Annotated in this window: 15 protein-coding genes; 8 read left to right on the top strand and 7 right to left on the bottom strand. The window is 38.5% G+C overall.

All coding sequences use genetic code 11. From position 1 onward, the window contains the following. Positions 1-1,692: a kdo(2)-lipid A phosphoethanolamine 7''-transferase gene (eptB, locus tag DK857_RS17605; protein ID WP_109402858.1), complete on the bottom strand. Its 1,692-nt coding sequence runs from the start codon at positions 1,690-1,692 to the stop codon at positions 1-3. A gap of 531 nt (positions 1,693-2,223) precedes the next feature. On the opposite strand from eptB, the gene fdhF reads away from it, so the two are divergent. From fdhF to DK857_RS17585, 4 genes are all read left to right on the top strand, one after another. Further along, positions 2,224-4,368 carry a formate dehydrogenase subunit alpha gene (fdhF, locus tag DK857_RS17600; protein WP_109395372.1) on the top strand — a complete coding sequence of 715 codons (2,145 nt, stop codon included), beginning with the start codon at positions 2,224-2,226 and terminating at the stop codon, positions 4,366-4,368. Between the two features lie 301 nt (positions 4,369-4,669). Beyond that, the gene (locus tag DK857_RS17595) at positions 4,670-6,247 is read left to right on the top strand and encodes a PTS transporter subunit EIIC (protein ID WP_109402857.1); all 1,578 of its coding nucleotides are present in this window, start codon (positions 4,670-4,672) and stop codon (positions 6,245-6,247) included. A 14-nt stretch (positions 6,248-6,261) separates the two neighbouring features. Next, the gene (locus DK857_RS17590; protein ID WP_109402856.1) at positions 6,262-7,623 is read left to right on the top strand and encodes a 6-phospho-alpha-glucosidase; all 1,362 of its coding nucleotides are present in this window, start codon (positions 6,262-6,264) and stop codon (positions 7,621-7,623) included. Between the two features lie 108 nt (positions 7,624-7,731). Next, complete coding sequence (locus DK857_RS17585) at positions 7,732-8,508, top strand: MurR/RpiR family transcriptional regulator (protein ID WP_109402855.1); 777 nt, start codon at positions 7,732-7,734, stop codon at positions 8,506-8,508. A 22-nt stretch (positions 8,509-8,530) separates the two neighbouring features. Here the strand turns inward: DK857_RS17585 and DK857_RS17580 are convergent, their stop codons facing one another. Together DK857_RS17580 and DK857_RS17575 are read right to left on the bottom strand one after the other, a co-directional pair. After that, the gene (locus DK857_RS17580; protein WP_109395368.1) at positions 8,531-9,418 is read right to left on the bottom strand and encodes a 2OG-Fe dioxygenase family protein; all 888 of its coding nucleotides are present in this window, start codon (positions 9,416-9,418) and stop codon (positions 8,531-8,533) included. A gap of 172 nt (positions 9,419-9,590) precedes the next feature. Further along, positions 9,591-11,204, bottom strand: a complete 1,614-nt coding sequence (locus DK857_RS17575; protein WP_109402854.1) for a sigma 54-interacting transcriptional regulator — start codon at positions 11,202-11,204, stop codon at positions 9,591-9,593. Between the two features lie 404 nt (positions 11,205-11,608). On the opposite strand from DK857_RS17575, the gene hydN reads away from it, so the two are divergent. From hydN to sugE, 4 genes are all read left to right on the top strand, one after another. Next, on the top strand, positions 11,609-12,166 hold the full coding sequence (gene hydN, locus DK857_RS17570) for an electron transport protein HydN (RefSeq protein ID WP_036914782.1): 558 nt from the start codon (positions 11,609-11,611) through the stop codon (positions 12,164-12,166). Positions 12,167-12,238: 72 nt separating this feature from the next. Next, positions 12,239-12,580, top strand: coding sequence for a hydrogenase maturation nickel metallochaperone HypA (gene hypA / locus DK857_RS17565; RefSeq protein WP_075672946.1), 342 nt, complete (start codon positions 12,239-12,241; stop codon positions 12,578-12,580). Positions 12,581-12,588: 8 nt separating this feature from the next. Beyond that, on the top strand, positions 12,589-12,879 hold the full coding sequence (gene hybG / locus DK857_RS17560; RefSeq protein ID WP_036933156.1) for a hydrogenase maturation factor HybG: 291 nt from the start codon (positions 12,589-12,591) through the stop codon (positions 12,877-12,879). Positions 12,880-13,010: 131 nt separating this feature from the next. Beyond that, a complete protein-coding gene (gene sugE, locus DK857_RS17555; protein WP_069368216.1) occupies positions 13,011-13,325 on the top strand; it encodes a quaternary ammonium compound efflux SMR transporter SugE in 315 nt (104 codons plus the stop codon). A gap of 65 nt (positions 13,326-13,390) precedes the next feature. Here sugE and frdD read toward each other — a convergent pair whose 3' ends face one another. From frdD to frdA, 4 genes are read right to left on the bottom strand one after another with little or no spacing between them, the layout of a single operon-like run. Beyond that, the gene (gene frdD / locus DK857_RS17550) at positions 13,391-13,750 is read right to left on the bottom strand and encodes a fumarate reductase subunit FrdD (protein WP_006535438.1); all 360 of its coding nucleotides are present in this window, start codon (positions 13,748-13,750) and stop codon (positions 13,391-13,393) included. A gap of 14 nt (positions 13,751-13,764) precedes the next feature. Beyond that, positions 13,765-14,157: a fumarate reductase subunit FrdC gene (gene frdC, locus DK857_RS17545; RefSeq protein ID WP_088493866.1), complete on the bottom strand. Its 393-nt coding sequence runs from the start codon at positions 14,155-14,157 to the stop codon at positions 13,765-13,767. A 14-nt stretch (positions 14,158-14,171) separates the two neighbouring features. Then, a complete protein-coding gene (locus DK857_RS17540; RefSeq protein ID WP_075672948.1) occupies positions 14,172-14,909 on the bottom strand; it encodes a succinate dehydrogenase/fumarate reductase iron-sulfur subunit in 738 nt (245 codons plus the stop codon). Next, positions 14,902-16,698, bottom strand: coding sequence for a fumarate reductase (quinol) flavoprotein subunit (frdA, locus tag DK857_RS17535; RefSeq protein WP_109402853.1), 1,797 nt, complete (start codon positions 16,696-16,698; stop codon positions 14,902-14,904). The genes DK857_RS17540 and frdA overlap by 8 nt, the downstream gene beginning before the upstream one ends. Positions 16,699-17,190 lie beyond the last annotated feature (492 nt).

The raw sequence follows: 17,190 nt of genomic DNA, 5'->3' as shown, positions 1-17,190 counted from the left end.
TTAGTTTTGGGTTGATGGCATATCACCAAAACAGAGGTTATTTTGATTATTAATGCCACCATCTGGAGATGAATAACCTAAGCAACCTAACATCGAATCGAAAATATTATGATGATAGAACGTGCGCTCTGCATCTTGATTACGTTTTAGGTTATCAAATAATTGCTTATTTTCAGGCTCTGCTAAATAGCTATCTGACATCCAAACTAAGAAAGGCACTTTAAATTGTTCTGGCGGTGCAATTTCTTTTGGTGTGCCATGTAAGCCACCTTTTTCGGAAATAGATTCTCCGTGATCGGAGGTATAAAACACAATAGCTTTTTTATCGCGTAATGTGTCGAGTACGCCATCAATAAAATAGTCAGTATAAAGAATAGAGTTGTCATAAGCATTCACTAACTGCTCTTTAGTACACTCATCATCCACATTTAAACATTCAGGTTGATACTTTTTGAATGATTCAGGGTAACGTTGTGAATACATAAAGTGAGAGCCTTTAGTATGTAAAATCACTAAATGATTTCCCTTTGGATGCTGAGAAACCGCATTCGCCGTTTCAGCAATTAATAAAGTGTCATCCAACTCTTTACCAAAGTTGCTATTTTTTGCCGTCATCATCTCTTTCATTGCGTAGTTATTTAAATCAAGTTTATTGTAAAACCACAACTCACTCTGCATTGAAAAAAGCTCAGAAGACATACCTAGTTGGCTTAATACTGAGAATATATTGTTCTCTTTTAATGTTCGTTGATCGTTACTTTCTGTTCCATTTTCACGTACAAACATACATTTTAAAGAGAGTTTTGTTGCGGTATCACAAGAAATACCTTTAAAGGCAACAAGATTTTTTTCTTGGCTTAATAGAGGATTTGTTTGACGCTCATATCCTAATAATCCCATATGATCCCATCTTGCTGTTTCACCAATAATAAAGACAACATACACATCCTCATTAGCCTTTGATGGTTGGTATGTGAAGTGATCGGCAGGATCAAAAATATTTTTGCTATTAAACGTATCGTCATACTGCGTTATTGCATATTGGAATAATGGAATAATCCAATTTGTAGGCAAATACGCATAACTTAAACCCCCACTATAACTAGGTAAATCTAAGTTATTCTTGATTTCATAGGCTTTTTGTTTTGAATCGAGTGTTTTCAAATAGCTAAAAACAGCCAGCGCAATCACCAGCATTTTGGCCGTGTTTTTTATCCAGATTTTTTTCTTTTGTTGAGTCGTTAGATTTTTCTCTGGTTTTTTACATAGCCAAATAAGCGCCAATGGCAAAACAGATAAACCAATAATCCAAATAATTACATTTGGGCTAACCAGCTCTTTAGATAAATCCGTATCTGTAGTTAGTGTTGAAATGATAATGCCGTATCCAATGACTACATCATAAAAAGAAATATAGTAACTAGCACAAACACTCACGACGAGAATAAAAGAGGTAATTATTTTAAAAAAGAGAGTGCCGAAGAAAGAGAGTAATCGTAATAAGAAGAAGGTAAAGGCAATATTAACCGCAATTTCACCTAGGATATATAATGCATCAATGAGGGGGTTGTTTGTATTCTGTGTGCCGTATCGGCCAATGTAGACAGAAAGATTAAGAAAAAAACCAAGGTAGACAGCTAAAAAAAGGGCAATGTTTTCTTTCGAAAACCTTAAAAACTTTAATTTTTGCATGTTCAATTATTATCAATTTATAAGGTGTAGAGGTCTTTATGACCGCGAAGTTGTTTTCAGGTTCAGTATTATGTGCTTTTTTTTATTGAAGTTTAAAAATTTTTTATTTGAATAACATTAATATCAAAATTATTAATTTTAAATAGTTCTAGTAGATAGGGATATTGATAGAGATATTAGAAGGTTGTCATCATTATATACGGTAAGAGCCGGATAAAGGCAGATAAGAAAGCGTATTTATTATTTTGATTTCGTAGATGAAATGAATAAGTACTATTACGTTATAAGCGTTAATGTATAACGAAATTTGATAGAAACACAAATCGACATAAATATCGTCATTAGTGTCGAGTACTTCCTATTTTTTTGGTTTTCATTGTTTTCTTACTCATTCAATGGTTTTTATTTTTCTTTATTTTTCATTGTGTTGTAGAAAAGTAAAAAAGCGTGCTTATTTGGCACACTCTCTGCATAGATAGAGGAGAGAATCAGGTAATAACCTGAAAGTTGATGAACACAGGAGCAATGTTGATGAAAAAAGTCATCACGGTCTGTCCGTATTGCGCCTCAGGATGCAAAATCTACCTGAAGGTGGAAAACGGTAAAATCATTGGCGCTGAAGGAGCTAATGGTTTAACAAACCAAGGTGAGCTGTGTCTGAAAGGGTATTATGGATGGGATTTTATCCATGATACTAAGATACTGACTCCACGTCTTAAAACACCAATGATCCGTCGTGAAAGAGGCGGAAAATTAGAATCGGTTTCTTGGGAAGAAGCGATTGAGTTTGCGAGTAGCAAACTTCTTGCTATCAAAGAGAAATACGGTGCTAAATCTATTATGACAACCGGCTCTTCACGAGGCCCGGGTAACGAAGCTAACTTCGTTATGCAGAAATTTGCTCGTGCGGTTATCGGAAATAATAATATAGACTGCTGTGCTCGTGTCTGACACGGCCCTTCGGTTGCAGGTCTGCAGCGTTCGGTCGGTAATGGTGCTATGAGCAACTCAATCGTTGAGATTGAGGATACCAAATGTCTATTTGTCTTCGGTTATAACGCCGCAGACTCGCATCCTATTGTTGCTCGCCGTATTGTTAAGGCGAAAGAGAAGGGTGCCAAAATTATTGTATGTGACCCTCGTTACATCGAAACAGCACGTTTAGCCGATTTACACTTAGGCTTAAAAAATGGCTCTAACATTGCGTTATTAAATGCGATTGCGCATGTGATTATTGAGGAAGGATTGCATGATAAATCCTTTATTGAAAATCACACCGAGCAGTTTGAAGAATATTGTAAATTAGTTGAAAGTTATACACCTGAATCCGTTGAAGAAATAACAGGTTTAAGTGCTCAAATTATTCGTGAAGCTGCGCGTATGTACGCAAAAGCAGAAACTGCAACAATTCTTTGGGGAATGGGGGTCACTCAGTTCTACCAAGGCGTTGAAACGGTTCGTTCACTGACTAGCTTGGCATTATTAACCGGTAATTTAGGTAAAAAATACGTCGGTGTTGGTCCTGTTCGTGGTCAAAACAACGTACAAGGTGCGTGTGATATGGGGGCATTACCTAACACGCTGCCGGGATATCAATACGTTACTGACGAAAAAGCACGTGAGAAATTTGCTAAATTCTGGGGCATTGAATCCATGCCTGATGAAGTGGGCTATGCGTTAAGTGAAGTCCCTCATAATATCGATCACGGTTTATTAAAAGCTCACTATGTAATGGGTGAAGATCCACTGCAAACTGAGCCTGATTTAGCAACAATTCGTAGAACGTTTGAAAAACTGGAACTATTGATAGTACAAGATATCTTTATGACCAAAACGGCGGCGATTGCTGACGTTATTTTCCCTGCAACATCATGGGGTGAACATGAAGGTGTTTATACTGCAGCAGACCGCGGTTTCCAACGTTTCTATAAAGCCGTTGAACCTGTTGGTGATGTAAAAACAGACTGGCAAATTATCAGTCTAATGGCTACAGCAATGGGTTATCCAATGCATTACAACAATACCAAAGAAATTTGGGATGAGTTGCGTGAGCTATGCCCAATTTATTATGGTGCGACTTACGAAAAAATGGCGGACTTGGCATATATTCAATGGCCTTGCCCAACAGAAGATAGCCCAGGTACACAATATCTGTACGATGGTGGTAACTTTGATACCCCTAATGGTAAAGGTCAATTCTTTACTTGTGAGTGGGCTCCACCAATTGACAAACTGTCTGATGAATTCCCAATGGTACTGGCAACAGTCCGTGAAGTTGGGCACTACTCTTGCCGTTCAATGACAGGTAACTGTAAAGCATTGGCAGCATTAGCAGATGAGCCAGGTTATGTTCAGTTAAATACTGAAGATGCCAAACAACTGGGTATTAAAGATCAAGAGTTAGTTTGGATACGTTCTCGTCAAGGTAAAGTGATTACGCGTGCTGCGGTCAGTGATAGACCAAATAAAGGTGCGGTATATATGACTTACCAGTGGTGGATTGGTGCTTGTAACGAACTAGTTGCAGAAAACTTAAGCCCAATCACTAAAACACCTGAGTATAAATATTGTGCAGTATGTGTTGAGCCAATCAAGGAACAGGCTCAGGCAGAACACTATGTGAAAACGGAATATAGCAATATTAAACGTCGTTTAAGAGAAGCCGCCGAGGGCTAATCTGACCTAATTAGTATTGTTTTTTTGCCTTAAGACCGAGTTTATTAACCTTGTGTTAGTAAGCTCGGTTTTTTTATGATTTTTTTACTGTTGTCTGGTCTTTTTTTCTTCTGCTTATCATCGAAAAATCACTTAACTTTTGCCTGAATATTCACCATGAGTTGGCTCACAATAAAAAAAGTAACATGTTACTTTTAACGTAATCCGTTTCTAAATCAAGTGGATAAATTGCTTTTTATTTAATGCCAGCGCAGGATGCTGTTATGGAAATGAGTGTAAGAAAACAACAACGAGATACCGTATGAAAAAACTCATTAATGCCCTACAAGCGTTTGGTAAATCCTTATATGGGCCAGTCTTAATATTGCCGATTGTCGGTTTATATATCGCTTTAGGTAATGTTTTTGGCAATGGCAATCTTGCGGAATATATTCCGTTTTTAAATCACCCGATTATTCAAAGTATTGGGCAATTACTCGCAAAATCATCTGTTGCTATTTTAATCAACCTGGCACTGATCTTTGCTGTGGGTATTCCCGTTGGTTTAGCGAAAAAAGACAAAGGCTACGCCGGTTTAATTGGTTTAGTGGTGTTTGTTATTTTCACGAATGCCATGAATATTACGCTAACGCTACAAGGTAAACTGGTTAGCGCAGAAGAGATGCGAGCTGCTGGTCAAGGCATGGTATTAGGTGTCCAAGTCCTAGAAATGGGCGTATTTGCCGGTATTTTAACTGGGGCAATATCAGGGTGGCTTTATAATCGTTATTCAGGTCGTCAGTTTAACGGCATTATGGCTATCTACTCTGGTCACTGCTTTGTCGCCATTATTGCTATTCCATTCACCATTGCACTCGCTGTTTTAATGTGTGAAGTCTGGCCTTTTGCTCAGGCGGGTATTACTAAAATGGCGCTTGTTATTCATGATTCTGGTGCTTTTGGTGCGCTGATTTATGGATTCTTAGAACGTATTCTTATCCCAACAGGATTACATCATTTAGTCTATACCCCATTCTTGTATACCGAATTAGGCGGTGTTGCTGATGTTTGTGGCACAACTTACCAAGGTGCAAGAAATATCTACTTTGCTGAAATGGCGTGCCCGGAAGTTAAACAACTCAGTAGCACTGTGATTTGGGATGCGCGCGGTATTGCTAAAATGTTCGGCTTAACTGCCGCGGCTGCGGCCATGATCTCTGTGGCTAAAAAAGAGAAAAAGCAGATGGCCAAGGCAATTTTAATTCCTGCGGCTGCAACCTCTTTCTTACTTGGTGTAACAGAGCCTCTTGAGTTTTCCTTCCTATTTGTTGCCCCAGTTTTATTTTTAGTTCACGCCGTATTAACCGGTATTGGCATGATGCTGTTCTACCTATTAGGTGTTCATGCGATTGGTGCGAACGGTGTCATTGATTTCATTTTATATAACTTGCCGTTAGGCACTGAAAAATCAAATTGGCCTATGTATATCGTGGTGGGTTTGATTATGTCAGTTCTCTATTTCGTTATCTTTAGAACCTTGATTTTAAAACTCAATCTTAAAACACCGGGTCGTGAAGATGATGATGAAGAGACGCGTTTATATAGCAAAGAAGATTACAAGAAAAAAGCAGAATCAGTCACTGCCTCTGAACAAATTACTCAAAATATCAATGAATTAGGTGAGGAGATTATTGAAGGACTCGGTGGGCGTGACAATATTGAAGTGGTTGATAATTGTTATACCCGCTTAAGAGTTATTGTTAAAAATGTCGATGTAATTCATGAAGATATTTTGAAAAAAACAGGTGCTAAAGGCGTTGTACGCCACGGTAATAATGTTCAGGTTGTTTATGGATTACATGTGAAAAAAATGCGTGAAGCGGTCGAAGCCGCACTTTAATAGGAGAAAGAAAGATGACTAAATCACCCTTTATCTTAAGTATTGCAGGCGGCGGAAGCACCTATACACCGGGAATAGTAAAAAGCTTAATGGTACGTTTAGAGGATTTCCCTCTGAGTGAAATTCGTTTATACGACATCGATCAAGAGCGCCAGGATACCATTGCCCCAGTCGTTGAAAAAGTGATCCGTGATCATAGTGATACCATTAAATTTACAGTGACAACGGATGCAAAAGCCGCGTTTGATGGTGCTCATTTCGTGTTTGCTCAAATGCGTGTGGGTCAATATAAAATGCGTGAACAGGATGAAAAGATCCCATTACGTCATGGTGTTGTAGGGCAAGAAACCTGTGGGCCTGGCGGACTTGCTTACGGTTTACGCACCATTTTACCTATGGTTGAGCTAATTGATTTAGTTGAGGAATATGCTTCACCTAAAGCATGGATTGTAAACTATTCAAACCCAGCCGCGATCGTTGCTGAAGGTGTACGTCGTTTACGCCCTAATGCTCGTGTATTGAATATCTGTGATATGCCTGTTGCAGCGATGCGTAATATGGCAGCCGTATTAAACGTTGATCGCCATGATTTAGATGTGGACTACTTTGGTCTAAATCACTTTGGTTGGTTCACTTCTGTGCGCGTAAAAGGTGAAGAAAAACTGCCTGAATTACGTGAACATATCGCTAAATTCGGTCTTTTAACCGAAGATGCAGCTCAAACTGATCCACAACACTCAGATCCATCATGGGTGAAAACATGGCGTCATATTCAGCCATTAATGGAAGCATTCCCTGAATATATTCCAAACCCATATTTGCAGTATTACTTGATGCCAAATTATATCGTTGAGCATCAAGATCCAGATTACACCCGTGCAAATGAAGTGATGGATGGTCGTGAAAAACGCTTGTTTGAAGCAGCGCGTGAATACAAAGAGACCGGTATTTTACCTGATGCTTTCCACGTTGGTGTTCATGGCGCTTTTATTGTTGATGTGGCATGCTCTTTAGCTTTTGATTTACGTCAGCGCCATTTAGTGATTGTTGAAAATAAAGGTGCGATTGCAGATTTACCTTATGATGCAATGGTTGAAGTGCCAGCATATATCACTTCTCACGGGCCAGAGCCTATTCGTATTGGCGACATTCCGCGTTTCCATCGTACTTTGTTAGAGCAACAATTGGCATCAGAGCAATTATTAGTGGAAGCAACGCTTGAAGGTAGCTACGAGAAAGCACTTGAGGCGTTCACACTGAATAAAACAGTGCCAAGCGTGATCCACGCTAAGAAGATCCTCGATGATATGATTGAAGCAAATCATGAGTATTGGCCTGAATTACGTAAAGCTTATGTAAATGGTAAGCGTGTTTGATCTCAAGACTTGCTGTTAATGAGTAATTGAATAAGAATGCTGTTCTATCACCAGAACAGCATTTTCCTTTTATGTTGGTAAGGACGATGTATCAATAAGGTAACAGGTATGTCGGCACGATTATCATCTTTACTATCAAGAGCAACAGAATTAACCCGTGCAGAATATCGCATCCTCTCCTATTTAATTGATAATCCGACACAAGTTGGCAAACTTACCATTAGAGAACTTGCACAAGCCAATTTTGTTTCGACAACGACCATTATGCGTCTTTGCCAGAAATTAGGTTTTTCTGGTTATAGTGAGTTGGTGTATTACTGTAAACAGTTGTTATCCACGGCTGAAAAATACCATCAACTGAAAAGTGATGAAAATGAGGTAGCAGAGCCTCTTTTTGATCAATTTTTGGCGAATTATTTAAAAACTTTCACCTTAATTTCAGATGAACGAAGACAAGCTTTTGCTGATTTAATTAACAGTAAGAACTCATTTTTTATTTATGGTGCAGGTTTTTCCCATATCTTTTCAGAATATATCAGTAAGCGGTTACAGCTGATTGGTAAAGATGCTTTTCTTTCTGGACTGAGTGACAGTAAGAATATCTTTATTAATAATGCGTCACGCTATACGGTTTTTATTGCGATATCTCGTAGCGGAGAGACAGAACAAGTTGTTGAAAAAGCGAGAATAGCAAAAAGCATTGGTATGAAGATTGTTGCATTTACTCGTGCAAGTGCCAATCCATTGGCTGAACTTGCTGATATTCATTTCCCCATTTATGACGATGCAGTGAATTATCATAGTGACACTATTGAGAGCTCGTCTTTTGAATCAAACCTTGTCTTGATAATTGATTTGTTACTCAGCCGAGCTCAACGATTTTAATTGCTGTAATAACGATTTATGACTAAGCGACTGACTGATTTAAATAAAGCGTTAAGGATAAATCAGGGTGTGCATTCATTGAGTCGAATTTATGTGATGGGTGAGCATCAACTGTGGGGTAACGAGATAATAAAACGATAAAATCTTGGTAAGCCTGATTTTTATTATCATGAGTAAAAATAGGTGTACCACTATGATTTAATTCATTATCTGCAATTAATAAGACATCAAGATATTGCGCATTATTGTGTTCATAAAGCACATTTTCAGGGTTGATTTCTTGCCAAGGTGTTCCTATGGCTTCTTTCGGTGAATGCACACGTAAAGCACCTGTATTATCTTTAACGTTATTCTTATTCATCATCACAATCATGGTGTGATCAACGCCATCTTTATGAACGCCTTCAATTGAAAGTTCACTTAAAGAATCTGGTTGGGCAATTAACCTTAAATGGAAAACAGTGGATATTGATTTAGGCGAATTTTGATCTGTTAAGTGACGTGGTGTAAATGTATTACCTTGAATTAATAGCATTTTTAATTTTAATATCGCTTGATAAGCTGTATTGCTCTGCCAGCGATCATCAAGTGCTCTAAAATGCCTTTGTGCGCCACTATCTTCACGAATAAATCCATCTTCTTCAGTGAGAACAAAAGGTTGGTACTCTAGCCTGGAGATCGTTTCCATATCATTATCAAAAAGGTAGCGTCCAGTTCGAGAGTGACGAAATGAAAGCGTTGGATCTTGTGCTAAATAGTCACCATATTCCATTAGTGCATTAATATCTTTTTCTTCAGCACCTAATTGTTTTATTAAATCAATTACAATATTTTGAGGAATAAAAACATATTTATTATTTTTGTATTTTTTTCTTATTTCATTAATTTTATTTATAAGCAGGTTATTCATATATAATATGCTCCATTGATGGTTTATATTATTAATAATTAATTAGGGGAATAACTAATAAAATATAATCATGTGAATTATAGATGTAGATTAATAAGTTTCAAATATAAAAAATAGAGAGTGTAATAAATTAATTACACTCTCTTAAAATAATTAAGTAATTAGATCAAAATTAAAGTATTTCTGGAATTGAAATACCTAAACGTTGCATCCGTGATAATAACGTTGTTCTTTTTAATCCTAATTTTAAAGCAGCGCCTCTAGCACCAGCAACCACACCATTAGTTTCTCTTAACGCTTGAATGATCCTTTCTCGCTCCTTATCATCACTTTCTGGCGCATTAGTTTGCATACGCTTTTCAATAGATGAAGGTTGAGATAGCACCTGTTTTAAACGAGAGGGCTTATTAATATGAAGCTCTTTTAACTGAAGGTTTAGTGTTGAACCTCGTGTTAAAATAACTGCACGTTCAATAATATTTTCAAGTTCACGAACATTACCCGGCCACGGATAAAGTGTTAATTGTTCCAATGCATTAGCTGGAATACAATCTATTTTTCTATCCATTCTTCGCGCAATTTTTTGCGTGAAATGTTTTGCTAAAAGCGGAATATCTTCAGGTCGCTCTCTTAGTGGCGGAATAATAATAGGAAAAACATTAAGGCGATAATAAAGATCTTCTCTAAATTCACCTTCATCTGTTAAATCATGGAGATTTTTATTGGTTGCCGCGATAAGCCTGACATCCACAGGAATAACTTTATTACCGCCTAATCTTTCTATTTCGCGCTCTTGAAGAACACGAAGCAGTTTAGGTTGTAATTCAATGGGCATATCACCAATTTCATCTAGAAATAGCGTACTTTTATCCGCCATTTCAAATCGACCAATATGCGTATTTGTTGCACCTGTAAATGCGCCTTTATCGTGACCAAAGAGATCGCTTTCTAAAAGACCAGAAGGTACTGCCGCACAGTTCATTTTTATCATCGTCTTATTTTTTCGCTGACTTAGACTATGAATAGCGCGTGCGATTAATTCTTTACCAGTACCTGTTTCACCTAATATAAGAACGGTACTATCACTTTGTGCTACTAACTCAATTTGTTCGAGCACATTATGCATAGCATCGCTTTGATAAATAATCTCACTAAAGCATGCATTATTATCTATCTGTTCATTAAGCCAAATATTTTCATTCTTTAAACTATCTTTTAAATGCGTTATCTCTTCATAAGCGGCGGCATTTTCAATGGCAATACCAATACGTGCCGCAATTTGTTGAAGCAATTGGCAAGTATCGTTAGTAAAAACACTTCCTATTTCATGCGCTAAAATTAATAAACCGAGAGGTTTATGATTAAAAGCCAGTGGCAATAACAAAGCCGTCTGCATATTTTGCTTAACTAGACGCTTAATCAAAACATCTTCCTGATCTTCTTTATTAATATCAATTAAGACAGGTTTATTCTGATTAATAATTTCTTCGGCTTTGTTATTCGCGCTACTAAATTTACGTTGTTGACGAATAACGGATTTCCCAGTCTGATAACGACTAGAATAAAGAATACCTTCATTACTATTTTGTGATGAGGTACGGCATAACATAAGACTAATATGGTTCAGTCCAAAAAAACGATGTATTTCTTTAGAGACTTCAGAAATAAGACCATCCATGTCTAGATGAGCTAATACAGAATTTGTGATATCAACCAATATTCGATATTGGTTACGCTCATTACGAAGGCTCTCCATAGTTTCAGCATTGTTACTGCTTAATTTCATGACACCACCGATTGCCCTAAAAAATTAGCTATATTGTAGTAGGTTTATAATAAATTTATATCAATGACTGAATCATCTTTGATCCAACCCGCTATTTTTGTATATGTAATGAAACTTAAGAATATAAACGTATTAAATCAATATATAATAAAATATATAGCGATTTATTTTATCGTCAAAATTGTCGAATAATTTGACGAAGTGACTTATTTATTAATTAATAATCATTTTTATTTGAAAATTATTTAATTGAAAAATAAGGAATAGTTATATCAAAAATATATTGGCATGAACCGTGCTAGATTCATTCTATTGATACTCTAATTATTATTCTTAATTAGAATAACTCGTTGCATTTATCGCCATATATAACGGCTATATATAACAAAAAGCAGGAGAATATGATGAACCGTTTCATCATTGCAGACCCTAAAAAATGTATTGGTTGCCATACTTGTGAAGTAGCTTGTGTCGTGTCACATCAGCAAGCAGACCAAGATAATTTAGCCATTGACCAAATTAGTGAGCAAAATTTTCAACCTAGAATTCATGTGATTAAAGGATTCTCAATCAGTACAGCAGTTGTTTGTCACCAATGTGAAGATGCCCCTTGTGCCAATGTGTGTCCAAATGGCGCTATTATTCATAACAAAGATTATTACTATGTCGATCAGGAAAAATGTATCGGCTGTAAAACCTGCGTGCTGGCTTGTCCTTATGGCACGATGGAAGTGGTTTCTCGTCCAGTTATGCGTAAATCAACTGCGCTGAATGCGATTGAAGCATTTAAAGCAGAAGCAAACAAATGTGATTTATGTCACCACCGCGAAGCGGGCCCTGCATGTATTGAAGTTTGCCCAACTCATGCTTTAGTGTGTATTGATAGAGATGCACTTGAAGAGATGGTTAAAGAGCGTCGTCGTAAAGCAGCTTTTGAAACCGGTGCTGAATTGTTGTTCTAAGATCAATAATAAAGCAACTATGTGCTGATACTATAGTTGCTATTATTTATCCTGCTTCAATAAGGTATCGACATGCATGAAATCACGCTTTGCCAGAGCGCATTTGAGATAATAGATTCTCAAGCTAAATTAAATAATGCAAAAAAAGTAAAAAGCGTATGGATGGAAATTGGCGCATTATCTTGTGTTGAAGTCAGCGCACTTGAGTTTTGCTTTGATATTGTTTGCAGAGACACCCTTGCTCAAGGCTGTGAATTACATATTGAGGTTATCCCCGCAAAAGCATGGTGTTGGGATTGTCATCAAGTTGTTACTGTTTCAACTTTTAATGCTGGTTGCCCATCTTGTGGTAGCCAGAATATGCGCGTTGAAAATGACGATTCAATGAGAATAAAGCAAATAGAGATCGAATAGGGGTTGTTATGTGTCTTGGTATTCCAGGTCAAGTTGTTGAAGTTGGAAAAACAATCACTGAAAATGCGATGGTCGATGTTTGTGGCGTTAAACGAGAAGTGAATATTGCGCTAGTCTGCGAAGGTGAGCCTCATACGATGATTGGTAAATGGGTGCTGGTGCATGTTGGTTTTGCCATGAGTATCGTCAATGAAGAAGAAGCAAAAGAGACTCTGGATGCTTTGATGGCAATGGGCGAAGTGGAAGACGATGTTTCTGCTTTTCTTTATGGTGAAGAGGGTGCACCGAAGAAAAACTGAGTTAGTTTTGTACTATTGCACGATTAATTTCTTTTTCTTATACTTGACCTTCATCTTTTGAAAGCTGGGACGACCCAGCTTTTTGTCTTTGTATTCAGGGGACGACCCCAACTTATCGAGTAGGGGATGTTATGTCTTGGATTATCCTTTTTATCGCAGGTTTATTAGAGATCGTTTGGGCTGTCGGCCTTAAGTACACACACGGTTTTACGCGTCTAACACCAAGTATTATTACCATTAGTGCTATGGTTGTGAGCATGGGAATGTTGTCTTATGCCATGAAAGGCTTGCCTGCGGGTACGGCTTATGCAATTTGGACTGGTATTGGCGCAGTGGGTACCGCAATCTTTGGTATTTTGGTCTTTGGTGAGTCCGCGAATATCTATCGTTTACTCAGTTTAGCTATGATTATTTTCGGTATTATTGGGCTAAAATTAGCGAGTTGATTATCATCAGTTTTCCATAAAAAAGCCACTCAATTGAGTGGCTTTTTATCTTACGTATTAATCAATTACAGTGTAAATACACCAATGATAGCGATAACGCTGATAATTGCTGCACCACCATAAAATACCCATTTGCTTGCAGGTACATGCACTTTAAAATCGTGCAGAGTATGGTGAATACGGTGTAATGCACACCAAACTGGCAGAATAATCATTAGCAGTAAGAACAGACGACCAATGATGCTTTGGCTAAATGCCATAATACGTTCGTAAGTAAATGCTTCTGGCGCAATACCCATAGGGATTAGGATACCGAGCAGGATGATGATTGCTGGAGAAACAATCGCACTCCACATACCACCTGCACCAAATAATCCCCAGAAAATAGGTTCATCAGAGCGCTTAGGAAGTTGATTCTGATTCATTATTTCCTCCTGGGTTAAATTAACGCCACTGCCAGAATAGCGGCAGTAACAACGATTGTGACACCCCAGAAACCACGAACGATAGGTTCCTGTGGCATTTTTTCATCTTTAACTACGATAACCACTGCTTTTGGTGCAAGTTTGAACCAAGTAGCAGAGTGGAAGACCGTTGCTATCAGGGTCACAATATTAATCAGCATTACAATTGGGTTGCTCAGGAATCCAACGAAACCTGCCCAACTTTCTGGTCCATTTTTTAGTGCGAATACACCAAACAGTACAACCAGACTGAACCAAAGTTGTGGCAGACAAGTCCCTTCACGGGTGATATAGAAACGATAGAATCCAAGTTTCGTCCACCAGTTTGGTTGCATGCCACGAACATAAGGCTTACGTTTTGTTGTCATGTCTTGTTTCCTCCTTAACGTGGTTTCAGCATCGCAATGACAAAGTCTTGCGCACTGGCTGCTTTACCTTGCTGAATAGCGGCAGCAGGATCCACATGTTTTGGACAGACTTCAGAACAGTAGCCAACAAAGGTACAAGACCAGACACCGTTCTCACCATTTAACTGAGGCATACGCTCTTTTGCCCCATGGTCGCGACTATCTGTGTTGTAACGTTGAGCTAATGTAATCGCTGCTGGGCCAATAAACTCTGGGTTTAGACCAAACTGCGGACATGCTGCATAGCAAAGACCACAGTTGATACAACCAGAGAATTGGTGGTATTTCGCCATTTGAGCAGGAGTTTGTTTATTCGTCCCTTCTGAAGGCTTACGATCATTACCGATGATATAAGGTTTAATCGCTTCTAAGCTTTCAATAAAGTGAGTCATATCGACAACAAGGTCACGCTCAACTGGGAAGTTACCCAGTGCTTCAACTCTTACACCGTCTGGATATTCACGAATAAACGTTTTACAAGCTAATTTAGGCACTTTGTTGACCATCATGCCGCAAGAGCCACAAATCGCCATACGGCAAGACCAACGGTAAGAAAGATCAGGCGCTAAATTGTCTTTAATATAACCCAATGCATCCAGTAATGAGGTTTGCTCATCATAAGGAACATCATAAGTGACGAAATGAGGCGCTTCGTCCGTTTCTGGGTTATAGCGCATGACTTCCATTTTAATGTGCTTCATGTCATCAGCCATTCGCTTTCTCCTTATTCTGCTTGTCTTGTGCAGTCGCTTCACCACCATAGACACGTTTAGCAGGAGCAGACTTCGTGATCTTCACATCGCTATATTCTAAACGAGGGGCACCTTCTGGGTTATAGAACGCCAGAGTATGTTTCAGGAAGTTCACGTCATCACGCTCAGTACAACCTTCGTCAAGACGTTGGTGTGCACCACGAGACTCTTTACGATTGATTGCGGAATGAGCCATACATTCAGCGACATCTAAACCAAAGCCAAGCTCAATTTTGTACAGTAAATCTGTATTAAAGACGCTACTGGTGTCTTTAATTTCAACGCGTTTGAAACGTTCTTTTAATTCAGCCAGTTTATCAACGGTTTTTTGCATTAATTCAGGTGTACGATAGATACCGCAACCTTCTTCCATTGATTCACCCATTTCATCGCGAATTTGAGACCAGCTTTCAGAACCTTTTTGGTTCATCAGATTTTTCAGGCCATCTTCGATATCACGAGTACGAGCATCTAATGCTGATGCGTTAGCTGGTGCTGCTTCTTGAGCACAACGAACCGCTTCTTCACCTGCAAGACGACCGAATACAACCAGTTCTGCTAGTGAGTTAGAACCTAAACGGTTAGCGCCGTGTAAGCCAACAGATGAACATTCACCCACCGCAAACAGACCTTTAATACGAGTCTCAGTTTGTTGGTTAGTTTCGATACCACCCATAGTGTAGTGAGCAGTAGGACGAACAGGAATTGGTTCATTAACTGGGTCAACACCCACATACGCTTTTGCCAGTTCACAAATAAATGGCAGACGTTCATGAAGTTTTTTCGCACCCAGATGACGTAAGTCAAGATGAACAACGTCACCACGGTGAGTTTTGATGGTACGGCCTGCGCGCCATTCATGCCAGAAAGCTTGAGAAACTTTATCGCGAGGGCCTAATTCCATGTATTTATTTTCTGGTTTACCTAATGGGGTTTCTGGTCCTAGGCCGTAATCTTGCAGATAACGATAGCCATCTTTATTGACCAGAATACCACCTTCACCACGACAACCTTCGGTCATCAGGATACCTGAACCTGGTAGGCCAGTTGGGTGATATTGAACAAATTCCATATCACGCAGTGGAACGCCATGACGTAAAGCGATACCCATACCATCACCAGTAACAATACCGCCATTGGTATTGAAACGATAAACACGTCCTGCACCACCTGTTGCCATAATGACTGCGTTAGCACGAATTTGAATTTTCGTACCTTCCATCATATTAATCGCAACAAGACCACGAGCGTGACCTTCATCAACAAGAATATCGAGAACAAAATGTTCGTCGAAACGTTGAATTTGCGGATATTTTAAGGATGTTTGGAACAGGGTATGTAGCATATGGAAGCCGGTTTTATCGGCTGCGAACCAGGTCCGTTCGATCTTCATCCCACCAAAACGTCGGACGTTGACTGACCCGTCTTCTTTACGGCTCCAAGGACAGCCCCAGAGTTCTAGTTGAGTCATCTCTGTTGGACAATGCTCAACGAAGTAATCTACGACATCCTGTTCACACAACCAGTCACCGCCTGAAACGGTATCATTGAAGTGGAAATCATAGGAGTCGTGAGCCTGAGTCACTGCTGCTGATCCACCTTCTGCTGCCACGGTGTGGCTACGCATTGGGTAAACTTTTGAGATCAGAGCAATTTTCAGTTGAGGATTCGCTTCCGCTGCAGCTATTGCTGCTCGTAAGCCTGCGCCCCCGGCTCCGATTATCGCTATATCGGCATTAAAGGTTTGCACTGCGCTTCTCCATTGTTCAAGTGAAAATTGGAATAATTGTCTAGAATTCAATTCACTGACATTATTAATTTGTAATGCTATTTTTTTAAGCTATCCGTAACGAAATTGTTTCACTGCCTTGTGACTGCGCTTGATAACATCTTTATTATCATTGACTGTAATTTTAGTATAACGAAATGTAGGGCTCCGAAATTTGATATGAATGATGGTTTTCCCGTATTTCGCAAAAAAAGTGTGATCCACGCCAAGAATTCTGGGTTTTGATAATAAGCTGCCAGAGAAACTTGAAGTTCAAATAAAATATATTTTTCTAAATTGAAAATTATAAATAGTAATGAATAGCTTGTTTTGAAAGTATAGATAACTTTAATTGAAAATGACAATGGTTTTTTGTAAGTGATTGATTTTAATGTGCAAATGTTTTTATGGTTCTTAAGTCTAATTTAAATTAATAAAAACCGATTAAAAAATTTAAAATAAATTTTTTACTAT

This window comes from Proteus terrae (genome assembly GCF_003144325.1).
In the GTDB taxonomy this organism is placed as follows: domain Bacteria; phylum Pseudomonadota; class Gammaproteobacteria; order Enterobacterales; family Enterobacteriaceae; genus Proteus; species Proteus terrae.
This window is presented reverse-complemented; position numbering and strand designations above follow the sequence as displayed.